Below are 22,471 nucleotides of genomic sequence, written 5' to 3'. Positions count from 1 at the left end.
CGTAGTCGATAATTCCCAGAACTTAAGCCGGCCGGGCTTAGCCTTTATTCGGTGTTTATTATAGTATTCGATATAACCGATGGACACGTTCCAACTCTTCAAAACTATGATAGATTTCCCCTTGCGTCAATTTCATAATATTTGAATTTAGTTGTATCTGTTGTGACTTTCTGATGAGGAATACAGGTATCGAAGCGACGATGTAACATTTATCTACAATTTTTTCTTAAATTCAGTATTATATTCAGCTATAAAGATACCCCCATAAGCCAGACTAATTCCAAGTCTGACTTATGGGGGCCGGTACACATTATGGATGGTTTTATTTATCACGACATTTGCAACATATTACCGCTGATAAACGTTTTATTAATACTATCAGTTATCCTCAAATAATGACATTACCATTGTAACTAAACGCAAAATTTCCACATATATCCATACTAAGGTCAACAATAATCCAAACGCCGTAAAATATTCCATATATCGGGGCATACCATTTGCTACTGATTTTTCTATATTGTCAAAGTCAAGTAATAAATTGAATGCTGCTATTGCTGAAATAATAACTGAAACAGCAATTCCCATAATACCTGAATGCGGCATAAAATCAACACCAAAAAAAGAGGCTGCCAATCCGACAAAATAAAATAACGCTACAGCGACGGTCATGCTTATTATAGTTGAACGAGTTTTATCCGTAACAGCTATTATCCCCGTTTTCCAAAGCAGCAGCATTGAAATCATAATAGCAAAAGTAATTCCAACAGCTATAGCCGACACACCATAATACATCTGTTCAAACTGCATCGAGATAACACCTAAAGCCATTCCTTCAAAAACAGCATACCCCGGTGCAGTATATTCAGCGATTCCCGGTTTAAAACACGTTATCATTGCCAAAATAAAACCTCCAATGAAACCTGCCCCAATTCCCGCTGCAGCAAGTCCGGTATCAGCTAAATAATGGGCTGCAACAACCGCTGCTACTATTGTCAATAACACTAATCCAATACTTTTCCGTATAGAACCAGCTAACGTTGCCGTCTGTCCAAAGTTTACCGCCGCAGTTTCATTTTCTTTTTCCATTATCCGAATAACAGGATTAGCCATTTTTCTTCTTCCCCTCACCTGGTAAAATAATCTGACTGCCAAACTATCGGCAATATGTTAATTATAACATTTTAACTAATAAACCGCAATTTCACTTGTTATCAAGAAATATTATATCTATTTTTAAAAAAATTCAATCATTTTATCATTTACTATTTACCTTACAACTGTTATATTATTAATTGTGGTTATTTATCTTAAAACTTAGAGCGGAGATCTGAAACATGTCCAAAACGATCAATAAAGTATCAGATTATATTGAACATAAACCAATAATAATGATTGCTGATGATGATAAACTGGTGCGAAAAATAATAACTGATTTCTTAATAAATGAGCATTACAATGTTATTGATGTTCCCAACGGAAAACAGGTAACAGACCTTTTCCCCTTGGTGCTGCCCGATTTGATCTTATTGGATGTAGTCATGCCGATAAAGGACGGTATTACTACCTGCCGCGAATTGCGTCATTCACATCGTTCAGAGTATACCCCTATAATAATGATAACGGCTTTGGATGGTGATAAACATATTGATGATGTATTTTTAGCCGGTGCTGATGATTTTATAACTAAACCGGTAAATAAAACTATTCTCCGGCATCGTGTACGAAGACTTATCGAAGCAGAAACACATAGGAAAGATCTTGAGGCTTTAGCTTATTATGATAATCTTACTCAAGTATATAACCGACAGATTTTTTTTACTCGCTTTGCCGAAGAATTTCAAAAAGCTCAAATTCAAGGTACATACATCGGCATCATCTTATCCGATGTGGATAATTTCAAGGGAATAAATGATAACTACGGGCATATCGTCGGTGATATTGTTTTAAAAAATCTAGCTGACACAATTACCAAGAATTGTCGTAAATACGATTTTGTCGGACGATACGGCGGTGATGAATTCATAATCTGTCTGCCCAATACCTCTTTGCGGGAATTAAAAATGACTGCTGAGCAGATACGCGCAGGTATAGAAGAGCTCCATATTGAAACTTCTGACAATCATATCTTCAATATTACCAGTAGTTTTGGGTTGAAAATTATTTCTCCTACAGCAACTGACAGTGCTTACGATATTTTGAAGGCTGCCATACGACTGGCTGACAAAAATTTGTACCAGGCTAAAACAAGTGGTAAAAATGCAATAATAAGCTAAAACAGCACGCCCGGCATTGGGCGCAGTCTAACGGGTGAAAGTCCCGCGTACGGATTAATAGTATCAAGTACATACCCTAAGGTAAGGATGTCCAGCGTGAGATGGAATCTAAAGGAAGTCTATGAACATAGCGAAAAAATACGAGGTGAATCCACGATCACCTGCTAAGTCAATATAAACCAGCAGGGGCTTCCTTCAAACTGATGAAAATATTTTTTGTCTGAGAATAATTTTTCAAAATCATTTTATGCGTTTCTCTGCCGATACCAGATTTTTTATAACCGCCAAATGGTGCATGTGCCGGTAAATTATTATAATCATTCACCCACATCCGTCCTGTTTCTACGGCACGTGCCACACGAAAAGCCCTGTTGATATCTTTTGTCCAGACTGCCCCGCCAAGACCATATTCACTATCATTAGCCATGCGCACCGCTTCTTCTTCAGTGTGAAATTTAATGAAACATACTACCGGTCCAAAAATTTCTTCACGAGCCACACGCATATCATTAGTAACATTTCCCAATATTGTCGGCTGCATATAGGCACCGTTTTCCAAACCCGATAAAACAGCCTTTTTACCGCCGGTCACGACAACAGCGCCTTCTTTTTGTCCTATATCTATATATGATAAAATTTTCTTTAACTGTCGCTGGCTTATCTGACTCCCCAGCATTGTAGCTTTATCCAGTGGTAAACCGATTTTAACCGCTTCAAATTTTTCCTTAACAGCAGCTAAAAATTTATCATAAACTGTGTCCTGCACAAAAACGCGCGAACCGGCGCAGCAAACCTGTCCTTGGTTAAACAATATTCCCATGCAGACACCTTCAACCGCTTTATCCCAAGGCATATCATCAAAGAATATGTTGGCTGATTTACCACCCAATTCCAAGGTCGCCGGAATTAATTTGGCAGCGGCAGCTTTAGCTACGTCATACCCGACTTCTGTAGAACCGGTAAATGCCAGCTTTTTGATATCGGGATGTTCCAGAATATAATTTCCTGTTGTTGACCCTTTACCAGTCACTACATTAAGCACCCCGGCCGGTAAAATATCAGCTGCATCGATAAATTTAGCTAAAGTCAGCACACTTAATGATGTTTCACTAGATGGTTTAAATACTATGCAATTTCCTGCTGCCAATGCAGGTGCCAGTTTCCATGCTGCCATCAAAAACGGAAAGTTCCAGGGAACTATTTGACCGACAACGCCAATCGGTTCATCGGTTACGATACTTAACGTATTGTCATCAATAAAAGATGCTGTTCCTTCTTCAGCCCGTAAAACGCCGGCAAAATAACGAAAATGATCGCTGGCTGCCGGTATATCTATATTTAATGTTTCACGAATCGGCTTGCCATTATCCATACTTTCAATTTTAGCCAAATTCTCTTTATTAGTATCAATAACATCAGCAATTTTCAATAATATCGCTGAACGCTGTCCTACACTAGTCTTCTTCCATTCATTAAAAGCCTGCCATGCAGCCTGAACAGCTGTGTCCACATCTTTTTTAGAGGCTTCGGCACAGCTGGCCAATACTTCACCAGTGGCCGGACATATTGTTTCATATGTTTTATCAGCTTCGGCAGTTGTCCATTTACCGCCAATCCACAGACCATATTTTCCATCAATAACTTTATCCATTAAATCTCCTCCTTATATTGCTGACACTGTGTTATTTATTTATAATATAGCAAATAATTGACAATGCGTCAACTATTATCACAGCAGAAATTAGAAAAAAAACTAATAGTACGGTATAATATAAAATAGATTTATATGTTAAGGAGAATGACATGAATTTTCAAAGAGCCCGCACTGAAGAACAAATTACCCGTCGTCAAAAGGAAATCATCGATGCTTGCGATACACTTTATGGCAATTCTAGTTTCAACAGTGTTACAATAAAAGCCATATCCGAACTTACTTCTTTCACTCGGCCTTCTATTTATAATTATTACAAAACAAAAGAAGAAATCTTCCTTGATCTCATGCAAAGAGAATATATGGATTGGTATGCCGATGTTGCAGCAAAATTTCATGTCTGCAATACTATGGGCAAAGAAGAATTTTGTCATTTTCTCACTGACTCTTTAGTCAGACGAGAAAAAATGCTAAGGCTCCTATCTATTCATCTCACCGCCATAGAAAATAATTGCCGTACAGAAAAACTGTCTGCTTTTAAAAAAAATTCTGCCGTAGTATTTGATATACTTTCACAGGGAATAGACAAATTTTTTTCTGCCACACCTGAAAAAGCAAAAAAAACTTTCCGCTCAGAATTCTTTATTTATGTTTTCGGTATTTATCCGTTTACTCATCTGAGCAAAAAACAAAAGACAGCAATGAAAGAAGCTCATGTCATTTTTAATACCATCAGTTTTCGCCGTCTTTGTTTTCATGGTATTTATTTACTGGCTGCCAATCTTGTTGAAAATAATTAAAATCATACCTGTAATAATAAAAGAGCTGTCGTATGAATATCATTGACCTCATAAAATGCAATTTTCCCCTCCTGAAATAGACAAAGGAAACAAAATTGCATATTATGAATGAAAATTTCACATACGACAGCTCTTTCACTTATAATTCATCATAACTGCATTTATTATTTATTTAAATGATCATTGCCCACTAAAGCCAGCAAAAACTCCCTTAATAATTTTAATGCCACGGTAGTTGATACTCCGCTTAAGTCGCATGGCGGACTCAATTCCACCATATCAGTACCAACAATATTCAGTTTCGCAACTGCCTGCATGGCGAGGCGTAATTCATCAAAAGTGACACCACCGGCTTCAGGCGTCCCTGTCCCTGGAAAAACGGCCGGATCCAGTACGTCAAGATCAACAGTAAAATAAATTGGTTTATCATGTAGTTTATCAAGGACTTTGTCTAATCCTGCAAAGTCAAATAAATGCATCTGAACATGTTTTTTGCCCCAGAGCATTTCTGTTTTTTCTCCGCTTCTGATTCCAAACTGAAAGATACGACCATCACCGATTTTATCATAACAGCGCCGTAAGACAGTGGCATGAGAAAATGGCGTTCCCAGAAATTCGTCACGCAAATCAGCATGAGCATCAAAATGAATAATATGAACGTCAGGATATTTTTCAGCGACAGCCCTGAATGCGCCTAAAGTTACCAAATGCTCTCCACCGATCATAAATGGTAATTTATGGTCCATCAATAAGTTCTTACTGAATTCATAAATGATGTCAAGCGTCTTTTGTGTATCTCCGAGTGAGACCGGCAGTTCTCCTCCATCAAATATCTTGGTGTCACTTTCCAAATCAAGGTCAAGATACGGGCTGTATGTTTCCATATTATATGATTCTGTTCGCATCGTTTTTGACGCAAAACGGGCTCCGGGACGATAAGAAGCAGTCGAATCAAACGGGGCCCCGAATATAACTACATTGGCTGCATCATATTCCTTTTCGCAACCAATAATTGTTTCAATATTTTTATTCAACCTCACGAACTATTTCCTCCACATAATTGGGCAGGGCAAATGCACCTGCGTGTAATTTAGGATTGTAATACCGTGTCTTTATTCCCAACTTCTCCCATTTGTCCCAATCAGCATCTTCAATAGGATGATATTTTTTAGAGGCAAAACCAAACAACCAATGACCTGAAGGATATGTTGGAATATGTGCCTGGTATATCCGGCTGATAGGAAAAGACGCAAAAATTCTTTTATGGGCTCGCTGCATAGCATAGGCATCCTCAGTATAAAACGGGCTTTCATGCTGATTAACCATTATTCCATCATCTTTCAATGCTTTATAGCAATTTCCATAAAATTCTTTTGTAAACAGTCCTTCTCCCGGACCAAACGGATCGGTGGAATCAACTATAATAATATCATAATCGTTCTCATAATGACGAATATATTTCAATCCGTCTTCAAAGTGGCAATGTACACGCGGATCATCAAGACTGGCACCCGTCTGAGGTATATATTTTCGGCAAACATCAGCCACGGTTGCATCAATATCGACGAGGTCAATTCTTTTAACTGTTTTATAACGCAGTATTTCCCTGGCAGTTCCTCCGTCACCACCGCCGATAATAAGAATTTTCTGTGCCTGCGGCATGACTGACATCGGTACGTGCGTAATCATTTCATGATAAATAAATTCATCTTTTTCTGTCAACATCAAATAACCATCTAATGTTAAAATGCGGCCGAATTCTTTTGATTCAAAAACATCAATACGCTGAAATTCACTTTTCCCCGAATAAAGCTGTTTATCTACTTTTATAGAAAACCGTACATATGGTGTATGTTTTTCAGTGAACCATAATTCCATAATACATCACCCCATCACATTTAAATGTTTTAATTCCATATCTTCAGGGCCAGTCATCTGACAGCCTTTTTCTTTAGCATAATGAATGTATTCCAATACTTGTCCGGTGACCAATTCCCCCGGCGCCAATATTGGTATTCCCGGCGGATAACACATAACAAATTCCGTACAAACTTTTCCCACTGCTTCATCCAAAGGCAATGATTTTTCATTATCAGTGTAAAAAGCATCCTGAGGTGGTAAAATCACCTGCGGATTTATATACTCCGCTTCCAGCATTCCTGTAGAATCTTTTTTATAAATGCGTCGTATTTCTGATAGTGCACTTACCAGCCGCTCCATGTCGCGCGGACGATCACCAATGGATACGTAAGCCAATAAATTTGCCAAATCACCAAACTCCGTTTGAATATCATATTCATCACGCAGTATGTCATACACTTCAATGCCGGCTAATCCAATAGACCGCGTATATATAGACAGTTTCGTTATGTCAAAATCATAAATTGCATCACCGTCTATTTTTTCCCGGGAATAAGCATAATAATCGCCAATATTATTTATTTCACTACGGGCATACTCTACTAAGTCTATCACCGAATCAATAATTTGTTTTCCACATAGAGCCAAATTCCGCCGGGAAATATCAAGGCTTGACATTAAAAGATAAGAACCGCTGGTAGTTTGTGTAAGATTGATTATCTGCCGAACATAACCCTCGGAAATTTTATCGTTTATAAACAGCATCGAGCTTTGGGTCAAAGAGCCTCCTGATTTATGAAGACTCACCGCTGCCATATCGGCACCTGCATGCATTGCAGCAAGCGGCAGCCGGTCACTAAAATAGAAATGGGTACCATGTGCTTCATCAGCCAGAACAAACATATTATTGGCATGAGCTGTCCGAACTATCGTTTTTATATCAGAGCAAATACCATAATACGTAGGATTATTCACCAGCACCGCCTTGGCATCAGGGTTATTTTCAATTGCGGCGGTAACATCAGCAATGCTCATGCCAAGAGAAATCCCTAGTGTTTTGTCCATTTGCGGATTTATGTATATTGGTACTGCTCCACATAAAATCATCGCATTAATGACACTTCTGTGTACGTTGCGCGGTAAAATTATCTTATCTCCCCGCTTACACACAGTGAGTATCATAGCCTGTACTGACGAAGTAGTTCCTCCCACCATGAAAAAAGCATGAGCCGCACCAAAAGCCGCGGCCGCCAAATGTTCGGCATCTTTTATAACGGAAACAGGATGACACAAATTATCCAGAGGTTTCATTGAATTCACATCGACTGCCATACATTTTTCCCCTAAAAATTCAGTCAGGACTTTATTACCGCGGCCCCGTTTATGTCCCGGTACATCAAATGGTACAATACGTCTTTGTTTCATTTTTTCCAAAGCTTCCAATATCGGTGCATTTTCCTGTGTAAGTTTTTTCACCTTTAAACTCAATTCCCCTTTTTTAAAAGATATTTGTACCACTAAAAATTTCGATCATTTCCCGACGCAGACCGTTCATTATTGATAAACGTGTTTTGGGTGGTATTTCATAAATATCAGTTTTAAACAGGTAATTGCTCAGATCACATTCCTTTATCAGCATTTTCGTATGAAAGAGATTAGCCTGATACATATTTATATCAATAGCATCATATTCTTCTAAAGTTTTAGGATCAATAAAATCCTGAATTGAAGCTATGCGATGATCCATAAACAACTTTTTGCCACTGACATCTCTTGTGAAGCCACGCACACGATAGTCCATGGTTATTATGTCGGAATCAAAATTGCCTATCAAATAATTAAGCGTATTCAGCGGCGTTATCTCTCCGCAAGTTGATACATCAATATCAACACGAAAAGTAGCTATACAATTATCAGGATGATATTCGGGATAAGTATGTACAGTTACATGGCTTTTATCCAAATGGGCAAGAATTGTATTGCCCGGCACAGTTTCGTCTTCCACATCAGCATAAGCCGACCTGGACATATTTTTATTGCCTATCAGCATCGCTACGCTGGCTCCCTGCGGATCATAATCCTGTTTAGCGATGTGCAGCACTTTTGCTCCGATCATCTCCGTTACATGTGTTAGTATTTTGGTCAATCGTTCTGAATTGTATTCCTCGCCAATATATTTTATATAATCTTTTTGTTCCCTCGGTGTCTTGGCATAACAAACATCATAGATATTAAAACTCAATGCCTTAGTAAGATTATTAAAGCCATATAATTTCAATTTTTCATTCATACAATGACCTCTTTTCCGCAAAATAAAACTCAGATAAAACTGCACATACTGCCGTTTACCTGAGTTATGAAGATATCGTCGCTGATACCTTTATATGAGCCAGAGTCTATATAGCAGAAAATTACTTTTAATACTCTTATTGACCATTTCACAAGCAACGCGCCAATACGCAAAATATTCTTATAAAATGAACCCCGATTTCAAACTGTGATATTGAAATCCTAGTTTTATCTGCTATAATGATGCAATAGCAGAATCAATAAAAGGGCAGCTGCCCTGTCCGTTGTGTTGCCTTATTTATAAAGCAGTCAACAATTTCTGCTCACACTGGACTTTATACTAATTATTACTGTAAGCTCTATTATAAAAGAATTTATCAGTAAAAGCAAGAACTTATATTATGATAAAACAAAGAAACTTAACCGCAAAAATGCCCGCCTTCATTTACAAAGGCGGGCATCGCTTTAAACTTATTTATTGAAAATATTTTTCAATGCTTGTTTATTGACATCACGATTCAATTGAGCCAAATAAGTTGTTAACTTAATATTTTTCGGACATACCTGCACACAGTTTTGACTGTTGCCGCAGCTTGTGATACCGCCCTTTTCCATCAATGCATTAAGCCGTTTATCCTTATTAAAACTGCCAAGTGGATTAAGGTTAAATAGATAAGCCTGAACAGTAGGTGCCGGTCCTATAAAATCAGATTGCGGTCCAACATTAGGGCACGCTTCCAGACAGCAGCCGCAAGTCATGCAATGTGCTATTTCATAGGCAGTAGCAGCTGTGTATGGGTTTTGGATAGGGGCAGTGTTTACTTCCCAGCTGCCATCAACATCAATCCATCCACGAATGCGCTTAAGACTTTCAAACATCACTGAACGATCAATCTGTAAATCGCGGATCACAGGAAAAGTACGCGCCGGAGCAAGACGTATCGGCTGTGGTATTTGGTCAACAAGTGTAGCACAAGCCTGACGTGCCTTCCCATTGATTACCATCATGCAAGCACCACAGACTTTTTCCAAACAATTACATTCCCATACGACCGGAGTTGTCTTTTTACCATCTTTTGTAACAGGTTTTTTTTGTATTTCCATCAAAGCAGCGACAACGTTAAGTGCCGGGCGGTACGGAACCAAAAATTCTTCTGTATACGGTTTGCTGTCAGGCCCATCCTGACGTTCTATAATAAAATGTACTGTTTTTTGTTCTGACATTGTTATTATTTACCTCCCTTAGCAACATCGTAACGACGCGGACGTGGTTTAATCAAGGAGTGATCATATTCTCTATAGGTAATATTTGGTTCATGTGTTTCAGCATTATATGAAGCAATAGTTGTTTTAAGGAAATGTTCATCATCACGATTAGGGAACTCTGGTTTATAATGAGCGCCGCGGCTTTCATCACGCATACGGGCGGCTTTGCAAATAACCATAGCATAAATGATCATATTATGCAGCTGACGAACAAACATTGCTTCCTGATTTGCCCAATGTCCTTTATCGTTTACACCGATATCATTCCACCGAACGAGGATTTTTTTCAATTCATCCATACAAAGGTCAAGTTCTTTATTGACACGAACTATTGTACAATATCTGTTCATCATATCACCCAGTTCGTGATGAAGTTCATGTGCATTTTCCTTGCCATTCATATTAATAATGTTTTCAAATTCGTCTACACAGGCTTGTTTAGCCGCAGCTAATTGTTCATCAGTCAGTTCTTCTCCGATATCATCACTTTCAGACCACCGGATAGCTTCAGGGCCCGAAATAGTTCCTGAATAAGCTGCCGAAAGCAATGAATTTGCACCTAAACGATTTGCTCCATGATACTGGTAATCACATTCACCGGAAGCCAGCAATGCCGGAATATTAGTGTTATGTTTAGTATCTACCCAGATACCACCCATGGAATAATGTACAGAAGGATAAATCTGCATTGGAACTTTACGCGGATCATCACCGACAAATTCTGAATACATTTCCAATATACCGCCGAGTTTGCGTTCCAAATACTCAGCCGGGATATGTGATAAATCCAAATATACACGGTTTTCACCATTTATACCAAGTTTTTGGTTTACGCAGACATCATAAATTGCCCGGGAAGCAATGTCACGCGGCACAAGATTCCCATAAGCCGGATACATTTCTTCCAGAAAATACCATGGTTTACCATCTTTATAGGTCCATACACGCCCACCTTCACCGCGGCAGGCTTCTGACATAAGACGGTTTTTATCGGAACCAGGAATAGCCGTCGGATGAATCTGAATAAATTCACTGTTGCCAATTTCAGCACCTTGCTGGTAAACTGCCGATACAGCAGAACCATTGCAAATAGTCGATGCCGTGCAGCGACCGAAAATAACACCTGGGCCACCCGTAGCCAAAATAACAGCATCAGCACGAAATGCTTCAATCTCCATAGAGTTCATATTCTGGGCCACAATGCCGCGGCAAATACCGTTATCATTTTTTATTATCCTAATAAATTCCCAGAATTCATATTTTTTGACATTGCCTTTTACTTCCCATTTGCGCACTTGTTCATCAAGAGCATATAAAAGCTGCTGCCCTGTTGTAGAACCTGCAAATACGGTACGTTTATTTTTCTGTCCGCCAAAATTACGAAGATCCAATACACCTTCTGCCGTACGTGTAAAAGGAACTCCCATTCTATCAAACATTTTTATCAACTTTGGTGCAGCTTCGCACATCCCTTTGACAGCCGTCTGATCTGCTAAAAAGTCACCGCCGTATACAGTATCATCAAAATGTTCCCAAGTTGTATCATTTTGTCCTTTGGTGTTCATGCACGCATTGATACCGCCTTGTGCGCACAACGAGTGTGAACGTTTTACAGGGCAATACGAGAATAATTTTACTTCGCCGCCTGCTTCGCAAATTTTAATAGTTGCCATAAGACCGGATAAACCGCCGCCGACAACAATTATATTCTTTTTACTCACGTAGCTTCTCTCCTTATTCTTAATAAAAAACTAATCAATGCATTTTATATGATGCCATAAATGCAATAGTAACAATACACAACACTGCACAGACAAGCATCATTAACTTGCCGACCACTGACTGGGCACGAGGTCCCTTAGCAATGCCCCAAGTCATGCATAATGTAGTCATACCATTGCAGAAATGGAAGATAGCAGCAAGCATCCCCAAAAGATAAAGAACAAACCAACCCATATTATTGAACATTTCATCCAATAAAGCATAAGAAATAGGTGTTCCGCCGCCCTTGGTGAAAATACGCAGATCAACTACATGGATAATCAAAAAGACAAACAGGAATATAGCCGTCCATCTCTGTAAAGCAAACTGCCAATTACGGGTATAACCATATTGAGCAGGATTATTATTTGCCTGCAGGGCAATATAAAGCCCGTAAATCATATGAAACAAAAACGGAATAGCAAGGCCAAAAATTTCAATCACAAGCATGATATTATGCGGTATTAATGCAATTCTTGCAATAGCTTCATTAAAAGCTGCCGGTCCGCCCATAGCCTCTGCGTTAGTCAATACATGTTCTAACAGGAATAATCCCATTGGCACAATCCCGCAAATAGAATGCAGACGACGAATGTAAAATGTTACATGGAACATTATGAACCTCCTATTATTAATCCCCTTTGGGAAAATTTAAAATAAGGATACCTCAATTGTCTGAGCCTTCCGAATTTCTAAAAATTAAAGTTTACGATAGGGTTTTTGTCCTATTTCATAAAAATTATTCCCCTTCGAGTCGATTACAACAATAGCAGGGAAATCTTCGACAGTAAGTGCAGCAAGTGCTTCAGGTCCTAATTCAGGATAAGCAATCACTTCATATTTTTTCACTGATTTAGCTATAAAAGCAGCCGCGCCGCCTACAGCAGCAAAGTATGTGACACCATTTTTTTTCATTGATTCAATTACTTCCGGTGAGCGCGATCCTTTGCCGATCATGCCCTTAATGCCTTGTTCCAGCATCGTCGGGGTATATGCATCCATGCGTCCGGCAGTAGTCGGTCCGCATGAACCAATCGGATCACCTGGTTTTGCCGGTGTAGGTCCCAGATAATAGACAATCTGGTTGTGCCAGTCAATAGGAAGCTTTTCACCTCTTGCCAAAGCTTCTGTCATTACCTTATGAGCAGCATCACGGGCACTATAAATCACCCCACTTATCAAAACACTGTCACCTGCTCTAAGTTTGCGGGATTGTTCTTCAGTCAAAGGCGTCGTAATTCGAATTTTTTCAGCCATTATCAACATTCCTCCTCAAAATTATAATACACGTTTACTATGACGCGTAGCATGACAACAAATAGTCACTGCAACAGGCAGACCGGCAATATGTGTCGGACCCCATTCAATATTTACTGCCAGTGCTGACGTTGTGCCGCCGAGCTGAGGCCCGATACCAGTCTTATTTATCAATTCTAAAAGTTCACCTTCCAGTTTTGCATACTTCGGATGAGCATTACGTTCGGTCAAAGGGCGCAGCAACGCGCGTTTGGAATAATACGCTGCCTTATCCATAGTTCCGCCAATGCCAACACCGACGACCATAGGCGGACATGGATTGCAGCTGGCATGTAAAATTATTTCCATTACAGCCTTCTTTACTCCTTCAACACCATCAGCCGGCACCAGCATTCTTATGCCTGATTTATTTTCACTGCCAAAGCCTTTTGGTTCAAGTTCAATTTTTAACTTATCACCGGGCACCATTTCCGTATAAATAATAGCGGGAGTATTGTTTTGTGTATTTTTTCTATCAAACAGTGGTTCAGCAACCACTGATTTTCTTAAATAACCTTCCGTATAGCCTTTTGCTACGCCGGCGTTGACCGCATCATTTAAACTGCCGCCTTCAATGTGAAGATCCTGGCCTACTTCAAGGAAAATAATTGTCATACCGGTATCCTGACAAATTGGTCTGTCTTCCGCCTTGGCTATTTCAGCATTCTTTATTATTTGGTCAAGAACATCACGGCCGACTGGAGATTCTTCAGTTTCTTTCCCTTTTTTCAATGCTTGATAAACATCTTCAGGCAAGTAATACGCCGCTTCTTTACACATCTGTGCAACTGCGTCTGTTATTTTTTCTACCTGTATAGTACGCATATAAACCCTCCTAAGAATATAATCATCCCAATGCAATAAATGTTATCACATTTTTAAAAGGCTTTCAAGCCTTTAATAACAAGTATTTTCAGATTCAAAAAGGTGAAATCGATTCATTTTTATTTTATAATCTATATGAATATTTTTGATCATAATAAAATGTTAAATAATATTATATTGTATACCTTTGGACGTCAATTGCAGTTTTGTTTTCTAAAAAATTCATAACTGCAAAACTACCTTTTTCTCCATCGCGCGGCAGTGCTATACTTCCTGGATTAATAAATAATCGGTTATCAATGTACTGCTTGGAATAAACATGATTATGTCCAAAAATAATTACATCAGCATTATTTTTTTCTGCTTCTTGTCTTAAACAATCGATTCCCCATTTAATCTGATATTTATGTCCGTGTGTAAGCCAGATTTTTTTATTTCCTATATTTATAAACTCATCTTCAGGGACATCAATATTATTCCAATCCCCATTACCAGCCACTTTTACTACTGGTACAGCCACAATTTCAGATAAATATTCGGCATCTTGGACATAATCACCAGCATGCAGCCACATTTGTACATCAGCAGCTTTTTTAACTGCCTTATCGACAGTTTGTGTATTTCCATGACTGTCACTAATAATTCCTATTTTCATAATAAATAACCTGCCAATAGTTTTTTCATTTTACATACGGCTTCACCCCTATGGCTTATTATTTGTTTTTCTCTTATAGACAACTGAGCCATACTTTTTTTATCGGATAAATAAAAATACGGATCATAACCAAATCCATTGACACCACTGGGAACTATTTTTATCGTGCCCTCGCATATGCCTTCAGTCTGAAAAATTTTACCGTTAACATCATAAAACACCAGGGCGCATTTATATCGGGCACTTGATTCAACACAATGTACATTGTTTAATTCATCAATCATTTTATGATTATTGGCCTGATCATCACTTGGTTCTCCCGCAAAACGCGCCGAATATATTCCCGGGCGCTTATTTAAAGCATCGATTTCCAGTCCGGAGTCATCCGCAATACAAGCCATCCCTGTCTGTTGAGAATAAAATTTTGCTTTTATCAGGGCATTTTCTGCAAAACTATCTCCATTTTCTTTTGCCGTTGGTAAATCGGAAAATTCGTCTAATGATCTGACCTTAATTGGCAGTCCTGTAAATTCCTCCAGCAATTCTTTTATCTTTCCCTTATTTTTTGTAGCTATAACAACTGTTTTCATCATTTCAAGGCTCCCTTCCTATTCGCCAGCCGAGATAATTTCCCAAAATATCTTTTTGATATGAAATTATTTTATTTATTCCCGCTTCAGCTTTTTCCAGCAGATCATTAAGCTGCCGATGAGAAAAGGGATGACCTTCCCCCGTTCCCTGAATTTCCACAAAATCACCAATTCCAGCCATCACAACGTTCATATCGACCACTGCTGCGCTATCTTCTTCATAATTTAAATCCAATACTACGTCTTTTTCATTTATTACGCCAACACTAATTGCCGCCAGAAAATCTTTTACAGGAAAAACTTTCTGCGGATCATAAATTGTTTCCATTGCATCAATAAGAGCCACAAAAGAACCAGTTATCGAGGCCGTTCTCGTTCCTCCATCAGCTTGGATGACATCACAATCGATAATTATATTACGTTCCCCCAAGGCTTTTAAATCCATTACACTACGCAGACTTCTGCCAATGAGACGCTGTATCTCCTGTGTGCGTCCATTGATTCTGCCACGTACGGCATCTCTTGTCACCCTGGTCTGCGTGGATCCCGGTAATAATGAATATTCGGCCGACAACCAGCCTGTTCCTGTTCCGCGTAAAAATTTTGGAACTGTTGATTGAATAGTAGCCGTACAAATTACTTTTGTATCACCAAGCTCAATCAAAACCGACCCGGCCGGATTTTTTAAATAATGCCGGGTTATTTTGATCTGGCGCAGCTGTGTATCACTGCGCCCATCTTTTCTAATCATAAAATCCCCCATAACTTTATAATAAAACAATTTTAATCATACCAATGTAAATAACGTTATTTCCGGCGGACAACCCAGCCGAAAAGGAAACCAGCTGCCGGCTCCGGTACTGACATAGCCATACATGCTGCCAAGCGTATACATACCGCGCGTATATTTGAATCCCGGAAACAGCGGATGTCCAAACACTCCCAACTGTCCGCCATGTGTGTGTCCGGTCAAAGTCAAATCAATACCATTGGAAAAACCATTATCAATAAAATCCGAATGATGCGCCAGTAATACTTTGCAAGAATCGATTGGTACGCCACACATTGCCTGCTTCATATATTCATCGCTTAATTCAACAAAATGACTGCGATTATGCGGATAATCAACACCAATTATTGATAATTTTTTATCGGCGATTTTTAATGTATCGTTTTCATTTGTTAAAACTTTAATTGGTGTATTTTTTATACTGTCCTTTATTAACTGCATGTCACGCATATATTCGTGATTACCCCAACAAAAATATATACCATACTTAAACTGATAGCAATAGCTGCCAAGTAATGCTACAGCCGCTTTGTTAATACGGTCATCGTCAAAAATATCACCGGTCACAGCTAAAATATCTGGTGATATTTTTACTAGACGATCAAGTATATATCGCAACTTTTCTAAAGAGAAAAAGCTGCCCATGTGAGCATCTGTCAAATGGGCTATTTTAAAACCACGTAGTACATCGAAATTTTTTACCGGGATATCATATTGATTTAAAATAATATCATTTTTTTCTATAAAACTGCCATATAAAACAGCTCCGCTCAATGGTAAAAGAGCTGCCTTATACAAAAACACCCGCCGTGATTTGTTAACAGCTACAGATTTTGTACTGCCAATCACTTTTCCGTATAGTTTCACTGCTGCCCAACAAACTGCCTTCAATAATGCTGCAAAAATTTCCCCAACAAATACTGCTATTATTACTTGCTGTAAAAGCCATATTAAAGGCACAAAAGTCGGTATTATCTTACTAATATACAGACATGCCAATAGTGCTGCATTACATAAAAGCACTTTCAAGTAAATATATTTGCTGTCGATGCGGGGAAAGGTATCATGCAGTGCATAAGCAAATAATAATGAGAATACCACAAAGGTCAAAGCTACCGATGTTATAAAAATACCGAACATAACTTATCCCACCCAAACATTTAAATAACCTATATGACACTTGACTGATATGAAGTAAAAAATATGCCGGGCAGAATGAATCTGCCGGCATCATTTTTTAATTTTCTTCTTGATACTGCTTAAAATTCTTTATTATAACAATTGGTGTTTTTTGCGATGCGTTGCCAAAGGGATTATCCAATAAAAGTTTAGCAACCTTATTCCCATCCACCGCATCAGTCACTCCAACAATACGAGACCGTTTCAAATCATTTACATCTGCAATGACTGCACCAAAGCAACCCAAACGATCTTTTATTTGTTTTACGACTTCATTTGGTTTATCAGGTCCATAAACAATGCACTTATCAAAAGGCGGCATTGTCCCGGTCACATCATCAATGAGTGCTGCCTGCTCGCCGCCCCATTTATAAAAACATCCGTTTTTACCAATTAATTTAGCTGCAAATCCTAAAAACAAGGCCGCCGCAACCCGCCATTTGCCTTCCACATCCATTAATGACTGCATACCGTGCGGGCTGGCCAGACTGCCATAGTCCGGAATAAAACGGCAACAAAAAAGTGCTGTTTTGGATATTTTTAAGTCTTCCGGCCGCACAAATCTTCCTTGTGTTATTGCAACCACGCTTTCAGCCACCGATATGATATCATTTTCAGTGACCTTGTCTTTAGTATACCGTTCTATAATGTCTACAATATTATCTTTTTCTGTAATTATTCTAGTCGGCACTGAAACTATTTCGACATCATTCATCAATATTCTACCCCCAAAATATCAATCTACAAGTTCTATATTGAGTAAAGCTGCAATTTCTGCCGCCGGCAGCACAAGCCGTTTCTTGTCCAATGCCGCCTTATGGCGCGCAGTATGCTGATAAACCACATCTACTGGTATATCGACAACATGCCGTAATGTTTCCTTAATGCTTTGTTTATTGCGGTCAAGTAATGTTATTTTTATTACAATATTTATTTTTTCATGTTTTTGAATCAGTACCGCTTCAAAATAGTCATCTTCACGCGGTACATTTTTTAGTTCAGCTTTACCATATACTTTCACACCGGCAAATTGTTCATAAGGCAGCTGGGAACGTATGAAGCAATCCATTATTGTCGCACATTGCTTTCCATCATTACTAATTTCAATCTCAGTAGAAAAAACGGCCTTATCTTCTTTTAATTCATCAAGTACAAAAGGCGTATGTTCCTTTATTTTAAAATTAATATCAGCATCACCGATATTGTGCCAAATCAGATATATTATCCCTATGACTATTATAATCAATACTTCCATTGATTTACCCCCTAAATCAATTAAACTTACTCAGATCTATACCGCTGATAACCGGATTATCAATTCCCATCACAATCTTCACCATTTCTCCGGCATGTTCAGGCATTGCCGAAAAAAAGAATTCCAGACTGCCCTTTTGCCTGTCATCATTTATAAGTTTGTTTTGCTCTAAAATATTCCTTGCCGCTTCAGCTGTGGATAATGCCGGATCTACCAATGTAACATAAGACGGCAGATATTTTTTCAACAAATCTTTAATTATTGGATAATGTGTACATCCCAAAATGAGCGCTTCGATTTTATCAGCAGAAAACATTGCCATATAGCGCCTGACCACCGTTTCAATCGCCATATCATCGATATGCCCGCCCTCAATAAGCGGCACAAATTCAGGACAAGCCCGCGCTATAACTTGAATATCCTTATCAAGCTCCGCAGCTACATCACTATGGAAATTTTTCTTTACCGTTGCCTCAGTGGCAATTACCCCTATTTTTTTATGTGGCGAAACTGCAACAGCTTCCGCTACAGCCGTATTCATTGGTACAAGATAATACGGTTCTCTGCCGGCAGCCGCATCGAATCCCCATGAGGTCATTGTATTACAAGCAAAAACAGCCATTTTTACTTTTTTTAGCTTAAAAAAATTCAAAAACTGCTGCATAAATTTTATTATTTCCTCCGGATTACGTGGTCCATAAGGCATTCTTTGCAAATCACCGACATAGATTATATTTTCCGATGGTAAAATTTTATGTAATTGATAAGCAACAGTAAGCCCTCCCGATCCAGAATCAAAAACTCCAATTGGTGCACAAGCCTGCATCTGCATTCTCTCCTAATCAGCGTATGATTTTATTTTAAGGCCTGCCGCATTTTATCATAATATTTGGCTGGCAGACGTACAATTTTACCCGTATTTTTATTAGTAAACACATTTTGCGTAAAACCTTTCACCAAAAGTGTATTATCCTTTTCCCGATATACTTCATAGGAAAATTCCATTTTTGCGCGTGTCAATGCAGTAGGTATGGTTTTTATCGTCAGAATATCATCATAATATCCTGACGACAGGTATTTTACCCTTACATCAGTTATCGGGAATACATAACCATCATCCATCATTTCCGTGAGTATTATACCCGCTTTACGCAAAAAATCTACCCGCGCTATTTCGAACCATCTTATATAATTAGCATGATGCACAACAGCCATTGCATCAGTATCAAAAAAATGGACACGATAATTTATCATTGTGACCATCGCTATGCCTCCCACCATATTATTTCAACAATTCCGCATTAATTGCCGCCAACCCACTACAATAGTAAAATAACAGACTCATTCAAATATAACACATTGCTAATGAAAAATAAAGCAATTATTGGAAAAGCCGATACGACAAAGTCATATCGGCTTTTCCAATAATTATAATGTGTCTGCAGGTAAACAAAAAATATCAATCAGGTTAAAACGCGTGCCAGACGTACTAATTCTGGATCAAGCGTCTTTGTATTGTTAACTGAATCAAATAAATCGATACTTACGACTTTACCGGCATTAAACCCAAAGACCACATTGGAAACACCTGAAATGACAGCCAAAGCTGCCCGTTCTCCCAATATACTTGCTTTCAAACGATCTTCCACACTAGGAGAGCCGCCTCTTTGTATATGTCCTAAAACTGATACTCTCGTATCAATACCGGTTTTTGCCCCTATTTGTTTGCTGATTTCAATGCCGCTGCCAGCTCCTTCAGCAACGACTATAATACTATAGCGCCGCCCGCTGGTGTAAGAATCCTTCAATTCCCGACATATTTGGTCTAAATCAAATTTTGCCTCCGGTACTAAAATATATTCAGCACCACCAGCGATGCCCGACATCATGGCAAGCCAGCCTGATTTTCTTCCCATTACTTCAATGACAATTATCCGCCGGTGTGATGATGCCGTATCGCGCAGTTTGTTTATCGCATCCAAAATTGTATTGACAGCTGTATCGGCACCAATAGTATAATCTGTTCCCCATACGTCATTGTCAATAGTTCCTGGCAGGCCTACTATCGGCATACCGTCACCGAGTTTACTGAGAAGTGATCCACCGGTAAGACTTCCATCACCGCCAATAATGACCAGCCCTTCTATTTCATGTTTTTTTAGATTGGCCAGTGCTTTTTTACGGCCTGCTTCCGTCTTGAATTCTTCACTGCGCGCTGTTCCCAGAAAAGTGCCGCCACGTTGAATAATGTCACTTACACTGCGGGAAGTCAACTCATGTATATCGTCTTCAATCATTCCCTGGTAACCGTTATAAATGCCCCAGACCTTGACTCCCTCAAAAATTGCGGTACGAACAACTGCGCGTGTAGCTGCATTCATTCCTGGGCTATCACCGCCGCTAGTCAACACTGCAATGGATTTTAACATTTTGCCACTCTCCCCTGTTTTCACTAAGTTCTAAATCAGGCTTTATATAATCCTAATGAACTATAATTATTTTTATTTTAGATAATTACAGTCTAAAAGTAAAGTCTTTTTATAAAAAGACCCCCAAAGATAACCTTTATTTATATTTTTTCTCCTGAAATTTTATCTCATCGGGTTCTTCACTCAATCCTGTGCCCAGCCTGATCAATATTCGTTTTATACGAATATTTTCCACCTCTTCAACAAAAAATTTATTTGTATCATATACCGTCATTTGCCCTATACGCGGTGGTGTATCAACTTTTGTTGCCAGCCAGCCACCGACAGTATCAACATTTTCTGCCGAAATTTCAATATGCAGTATATCATCCAGTTCATTAAGCAGCATTCGCCCATCCACTGAATACAACTGCCTGCCCCTCTTTTCAATAAGAGGCCGTTCTTCATCAAATTCGTCCTGTATTTCACCGACTATCTCTTCAATGATATCTTCAATAGTCACCATACCGGCTGTACCGCCATATTCATCCACCACTATAGCTAACTGTACACGGTGCTGCTGCATAGTACGCAGTAAATTACTTATTGGCATTGTTTCAGGTACAAACGGTACTGGTCGGATAAATGACAGCAGATCAGGTCTCTTGCCAATGTATAAAGAACGCAGTAAATCTTTGATATGCAAAAAACCCACGATATTATCCTTATCTTCCCGACAAATGGGGTAACGGGTCAAATGTTTTTCCAAGGCCGTCTTGATATTTTCATCAGGAGAATCCTCCAAATATAAACATACCATATCAGTGCGCGGTATCATTATTTCACGCACGTTACGATCTGAAAAATCAAATACATTGTCAACAAAGGTCAGTTCCGTCTTATCAATATAGCCATGTCTGTGACTTTCTTCCATTAAAATGCGGATCTCATCTTCGGTGTGTGCCGCTTCCTCCTCACCGGCAGGACGAAACCCCAATTTATTTACTACCCAATTGGCAACATGATTCAAAAACCACACCGCCGGATACATAATGCGATGAAAAATAATCATCGGCAGAGCAATTCCCAATGCCACCGGTTCTACTTTTTGGATAGCCATCGATTTAGGTGCCAGTTCCCCCAATACAATATGTAGTGCTGTAATTATACAAAACCCCATCACCAAAGATATAGAATAGCTTAGCGACGGATCCACCTGCAATATTTTTAAAATTGGCTCAATAACTTCAGAGACCGCCGGTTCACCGACCCAGCCTAAACCCAAAGAAGCCAGCGTTATACCAAGCTGTGTAACAGAAAGTGATGCATCCATGTGCTCTGTAAGCATTTTAGCATACTTAGCCCTTTTATTACCTTGTTCAATCAATATATCCAATCGTGTTGTTCTAATTTTTACAACAGCAAATTCGGCGGCAACAAAAAAACCATTCATGAATACCAGGAACAAAACCAGCAAAAATTTGAGCAGAACAGAAAAAATATCCAATAATTACCTGCGCAAGCAGGTATTCACCTCCAAAATTTATCGCGTCTTTATATATTATATCAT

Annotated in this window: 23 protein-coding genes; 2 read left to right on the top strand and 21 right to left on the bottom strand. The window is 38.9% G+C overall.

Annotated features, from left to right (window positions below):
• Positions 1–378: 378 nt before the first annotated feature.
• Entirely contained in the window at positions 379–1,113 is a 735-nt protein-coding gene (locus F8M42_RS06005) for a Bax inhibitor-1/YccA family protein (RefSeq protein ID WP_182188431.1), read from the bottom strand.
• A gap of 224 nt (positions 1,114–1,337) precedes the next feature.
• Here F8M42_RS06005 and F8M42_RS06000 point away from each other — a divergent pair, with 224 nt between their 5' ends.
• Positions 1,338–2,276, top strand: a complete 939-nt coding sequence (locus tag F8M42_RS06000) for a GGDEF domain-containing protein (RefSeq protein WP_182188430.1) — start codon at positions 1,338–1,340, stop codon at positions 2,274–2,276.
• Positions 2,277–2,445: 169 nt separating this feature from the next.
• On the opposite strand, the gene F8M42_RS05995 is transcribed toward F8M42_RS06000, so the two are convergent.
• Positions 2,446–3,927: an aldehyde dehydrogenase family protein gene (locus F8M42_RS05995; RefSeq protein ID WP_182188429.1), complete on the bottom strand. Its 1,482-nt coding sequence runs from the start codon at positions 3,925–3,927 to the stop codon at positions 2,446–2,448.
• 152 nt (positions 3,928–4,079) lie between these two features.
• Between F8M42_RS05995 and F8M42_RS05990 the strand changes: the two genes are divergently transcribed.
• The gene (locus F8M42_RS05990; protein WP_182188428.1) at positions 4,080–4,727 is read left to right on the top strand and encodes a TetR family transcriptional regulator; all 648 of its coding nucleotides are present in this window, start codon (positions 4,080–4,082) and stop codon (positions 4,725–4,727) included.
• Between the two features lie 164 nt (positions 4,728–4,891).
• On the opposite strand, the gene speB is transcribed toward F8M42_RS05990, so the two are convergent.
• The 19 genes from speB to F8M42_RS05895 all read right to left on the bottom strand — a co-directional run bounded on the left by speB (position 4,892) and on the right by F8M42_RS05895 (position 22,408).
• A complete protein-coding gene (gene speB / locus F8M42_RS05985) occupies positions 4,892–5,767 on the bottom strand; it encodes an agmatinase (protein ID WP_229711488.1) in 876 nt (291 codons plus the stop codon).
• A complete protein-coding gene (gene speE / locus F8M42_RS05980; protein ID WP_182188427.1) occupies positions 5,754–6,605 on the bottom strand; it encodes a polyamine aminopropyltransferase in 852 nt (283 codons plus the stop codon). Before speE ends, speB begins: the two co-directional genes overlap by 14 nt.
• A gap of 6 nt (positions 6,606–6,611) precedes the next feature.
• Positions 6,612–8,012 carry an aminotransferase class I/II-fold pyridoxal phosphate-dependent enzyme gene (locus F8M42_RS05975; protein WP_182188655.1) on the bottom strand — a complete coding sequence of 467 codons (1,401 nt, stop codon included), beginning with the start codon at positions 8,010–8,012 and terminating at the stop codon, positions 6,612–6,614.
• Between the two features lie 73 nt (positions 8,013–8,085).
• On the bottom strand, positions 8,086–8,877 hold the full coding sequence (speD, locus tag F8M42_RS05970; RefSeq protein ID WP_182188426.1) for an adenosylmethionine decarboxylase: 792 nt from the start codon (positions 8,875–8,877) through the stop codon (positions 8,086–8,088).
• Between the two features lie 470 nt (positions 8,878–9,347).
• Positions 9,348–10,100 carry a succinate dehydrogenase iron-sulfur subunit gene (sdhB, locus tag F8M42_RS05965; protein ID WP_182188425.1) on the bottom strand — a complete coding sequence of 251 codons (753 nt, stop codon included), beginning with the start codon at positions 10,098–10,100 and terminating at the stop codon, positions 9,348–9,350.
• 5 nt (positions 10,101–10,105) lie between these two features.
• Complete coding sequence (gene sdhA / locus F8M42_RS05960) at positions 10,106–11,815, bottom strand: succinate dehydrogenase flavoprotein subunit (protein WP_229711530.1); 1,710 nt, start codon at positions 11,813–11,815, stop codon at positions 10,106–10,108.
• An 82-nt stretch (positions 11,816–11,897) separates the two neighbouring features.
• Positions 11,898–12,518, bottom strand: a complete 621-nt coding sequence (locus F8M42_RS05955) for a succinate dehydrogenase (protein ID WP_182188423.1) — start codon at positions 12,516–12,518, stop codon at positions 11,898–11,900.
• An 84-nt stretch (positions 12,519–12,602) separates the two neighbouring features.
• Positions 12,603–13,160, bottom strand: coding sequence for a Fe-S-containing hydro-lyase (locus F8M42_RS05950; protein WP_182188422.1), 558 nt, complete (start codon positions 13,158–13,160; stop codon positions 12,603–12,605).
• A 21-nt stretch (positions 13,161–13,181) separates the two neighbouring features.
• Positions 13,182–14,024, bottom strand: a complete 843-nt coding sequence (locus F8M42_RS05945) for a fumarate hydratase (RefSeq protein WP_182188421.1) — start codon at positions 14,022–14,024, stop codon at positions 13,182–13,184.
• Between the two features lie 172 nt (positions 14,025–14,196).
• Complete coding sequence (locus F8M42_RS05940; RefSeq protein ID WP_182188420.1) at positions 14,197–14,679, bottom strand: metallophosphoesterase family protein; 483 nt, start codon at positions 14,677–14,679, stop codon at positions 14,197–14,199.
• Positions 14,676–15,272: an RdgB/HAM1 family non-canonical purine NTP pyrophosphatase gene (gene rdgB / locus F8M42_RS05935; RefSeq protein ID WP_326832819.1), complete on the bottom strand. Its 597-nt coding sequence runs from the start codon at positions 15,270–15,272 to the stop codon at positions 14,676–14,678. The genes F8M42_RS05940 and rdgB overlap by 4 nt, the downstream gene beginning before the upstream one ends.
• A 1-nt stretch (position 15,273) precedes the next feature.
• The gene (rph, locus tag F8M42_RS05930) at positions 15,274–16,020 is read right to left on the bottom strand and encodes a ribonuclease PH (protein ID WP_231035406.1); all 747 of its coding nucleotides are present in this window, start codon (positions 16,018–16,020) and stop codon (positions 15,274–15,276) included.
• Positions 16,021–16,056: 36 nt separating this feature from the next.
• Positions 16,057–17,199, bottom strand: a complete 1,143-nt coding sequence (locus tag F8M42_RS05925) for a metallophosphoesterase (RefSeq protein WP_182188419.1) — start codon at positions 17,197–17,199, stop codon at positions 16,057–16,059.
• A gap of 97 nt (positions 17,200–17,296) precedes the next feature.
• A complete protein-coding gene (locus F8M42_RS05920; RefSeq protein ID WP_182188418.1) occupies positions 17,297–17,953 on the bottom strand; it encodes a coenzyme F420-0:L-glutamate ligase in 657 nt (218 codons plus the stop codon).
• A 21-nt stretch (positions 17,954–17,974) separates the two neighbouring features.
• Entirely contained in the window at positions 17,975–18,493 is a 519-nt protein-coding gene (locus F8M42_RS05915) for a hypothetical protein (protein ID WP_182188417.1), read from the bottom strand.
• 16 nt (positions 18,494–18,509) lie between these two features.
• Complete coding sequence (gene murI, locus F8M42_RS05910; RefSeq protein ID WP_182188416.1) at positions 18,510–19,319, bottom strand: glutamate racemase; 810 nt, start codon at positions 19,317–19,319, stop codon at positions 18,510–18,512.
• Between the two features lie 29 nt (positions 19,320–19,348).
• Positions 19,349–19,756, bottom strand: a complete 408-nt coding sequence (locus F8M42_RS05905) for an acyl-CoA thioesterase (RefSeq protein WP_182188415.1) — start codon at positions 19,754–19,756, stop codon at positions 19,349–19,351.
• A 200-nt stretch (positions 19,757–19,956) separates the two neighbouring features.
• Positions 19,957–20,922, bottom strand: coding sequence for a 6-phosphofructokinase (gene pfkA / locus F8M42_RS05900; protein ID WP_182188414.1), 966 nt, complete (start codon positions 20,920–20,922; stop codon positions 19,957–19,959).
• A 136-nt stretch (positions 20,923–21,058) separates the two neighbouring features.
• Positions 21,059–22,408, bottom strand: a complete 1,350-nt coding sequence (locus F8M42_RS05895) for a hemolysin family protein (RefSeq protein WP_182188413.1) — start codon at positions 22,406–22,408, stop codon at positions 21,059–21,061.
• Positions 22,409–22,471: the final 63 nt, after the last annotated feature.

The organism is Pectinatus frisingensis, assembly GCF_014076555.1.
Classification (GTDB): domain Bacteria; phylum Bacillota; class Negativicutes; order Selenomonadales; family Selenomonadaceae; genus Pectinatus; species Pectinatus frisingensis.
Note: the sequence above shows the minus strand (reverse complement) of the source record. Positions and strands in the feature narration are given on the sequence as shown.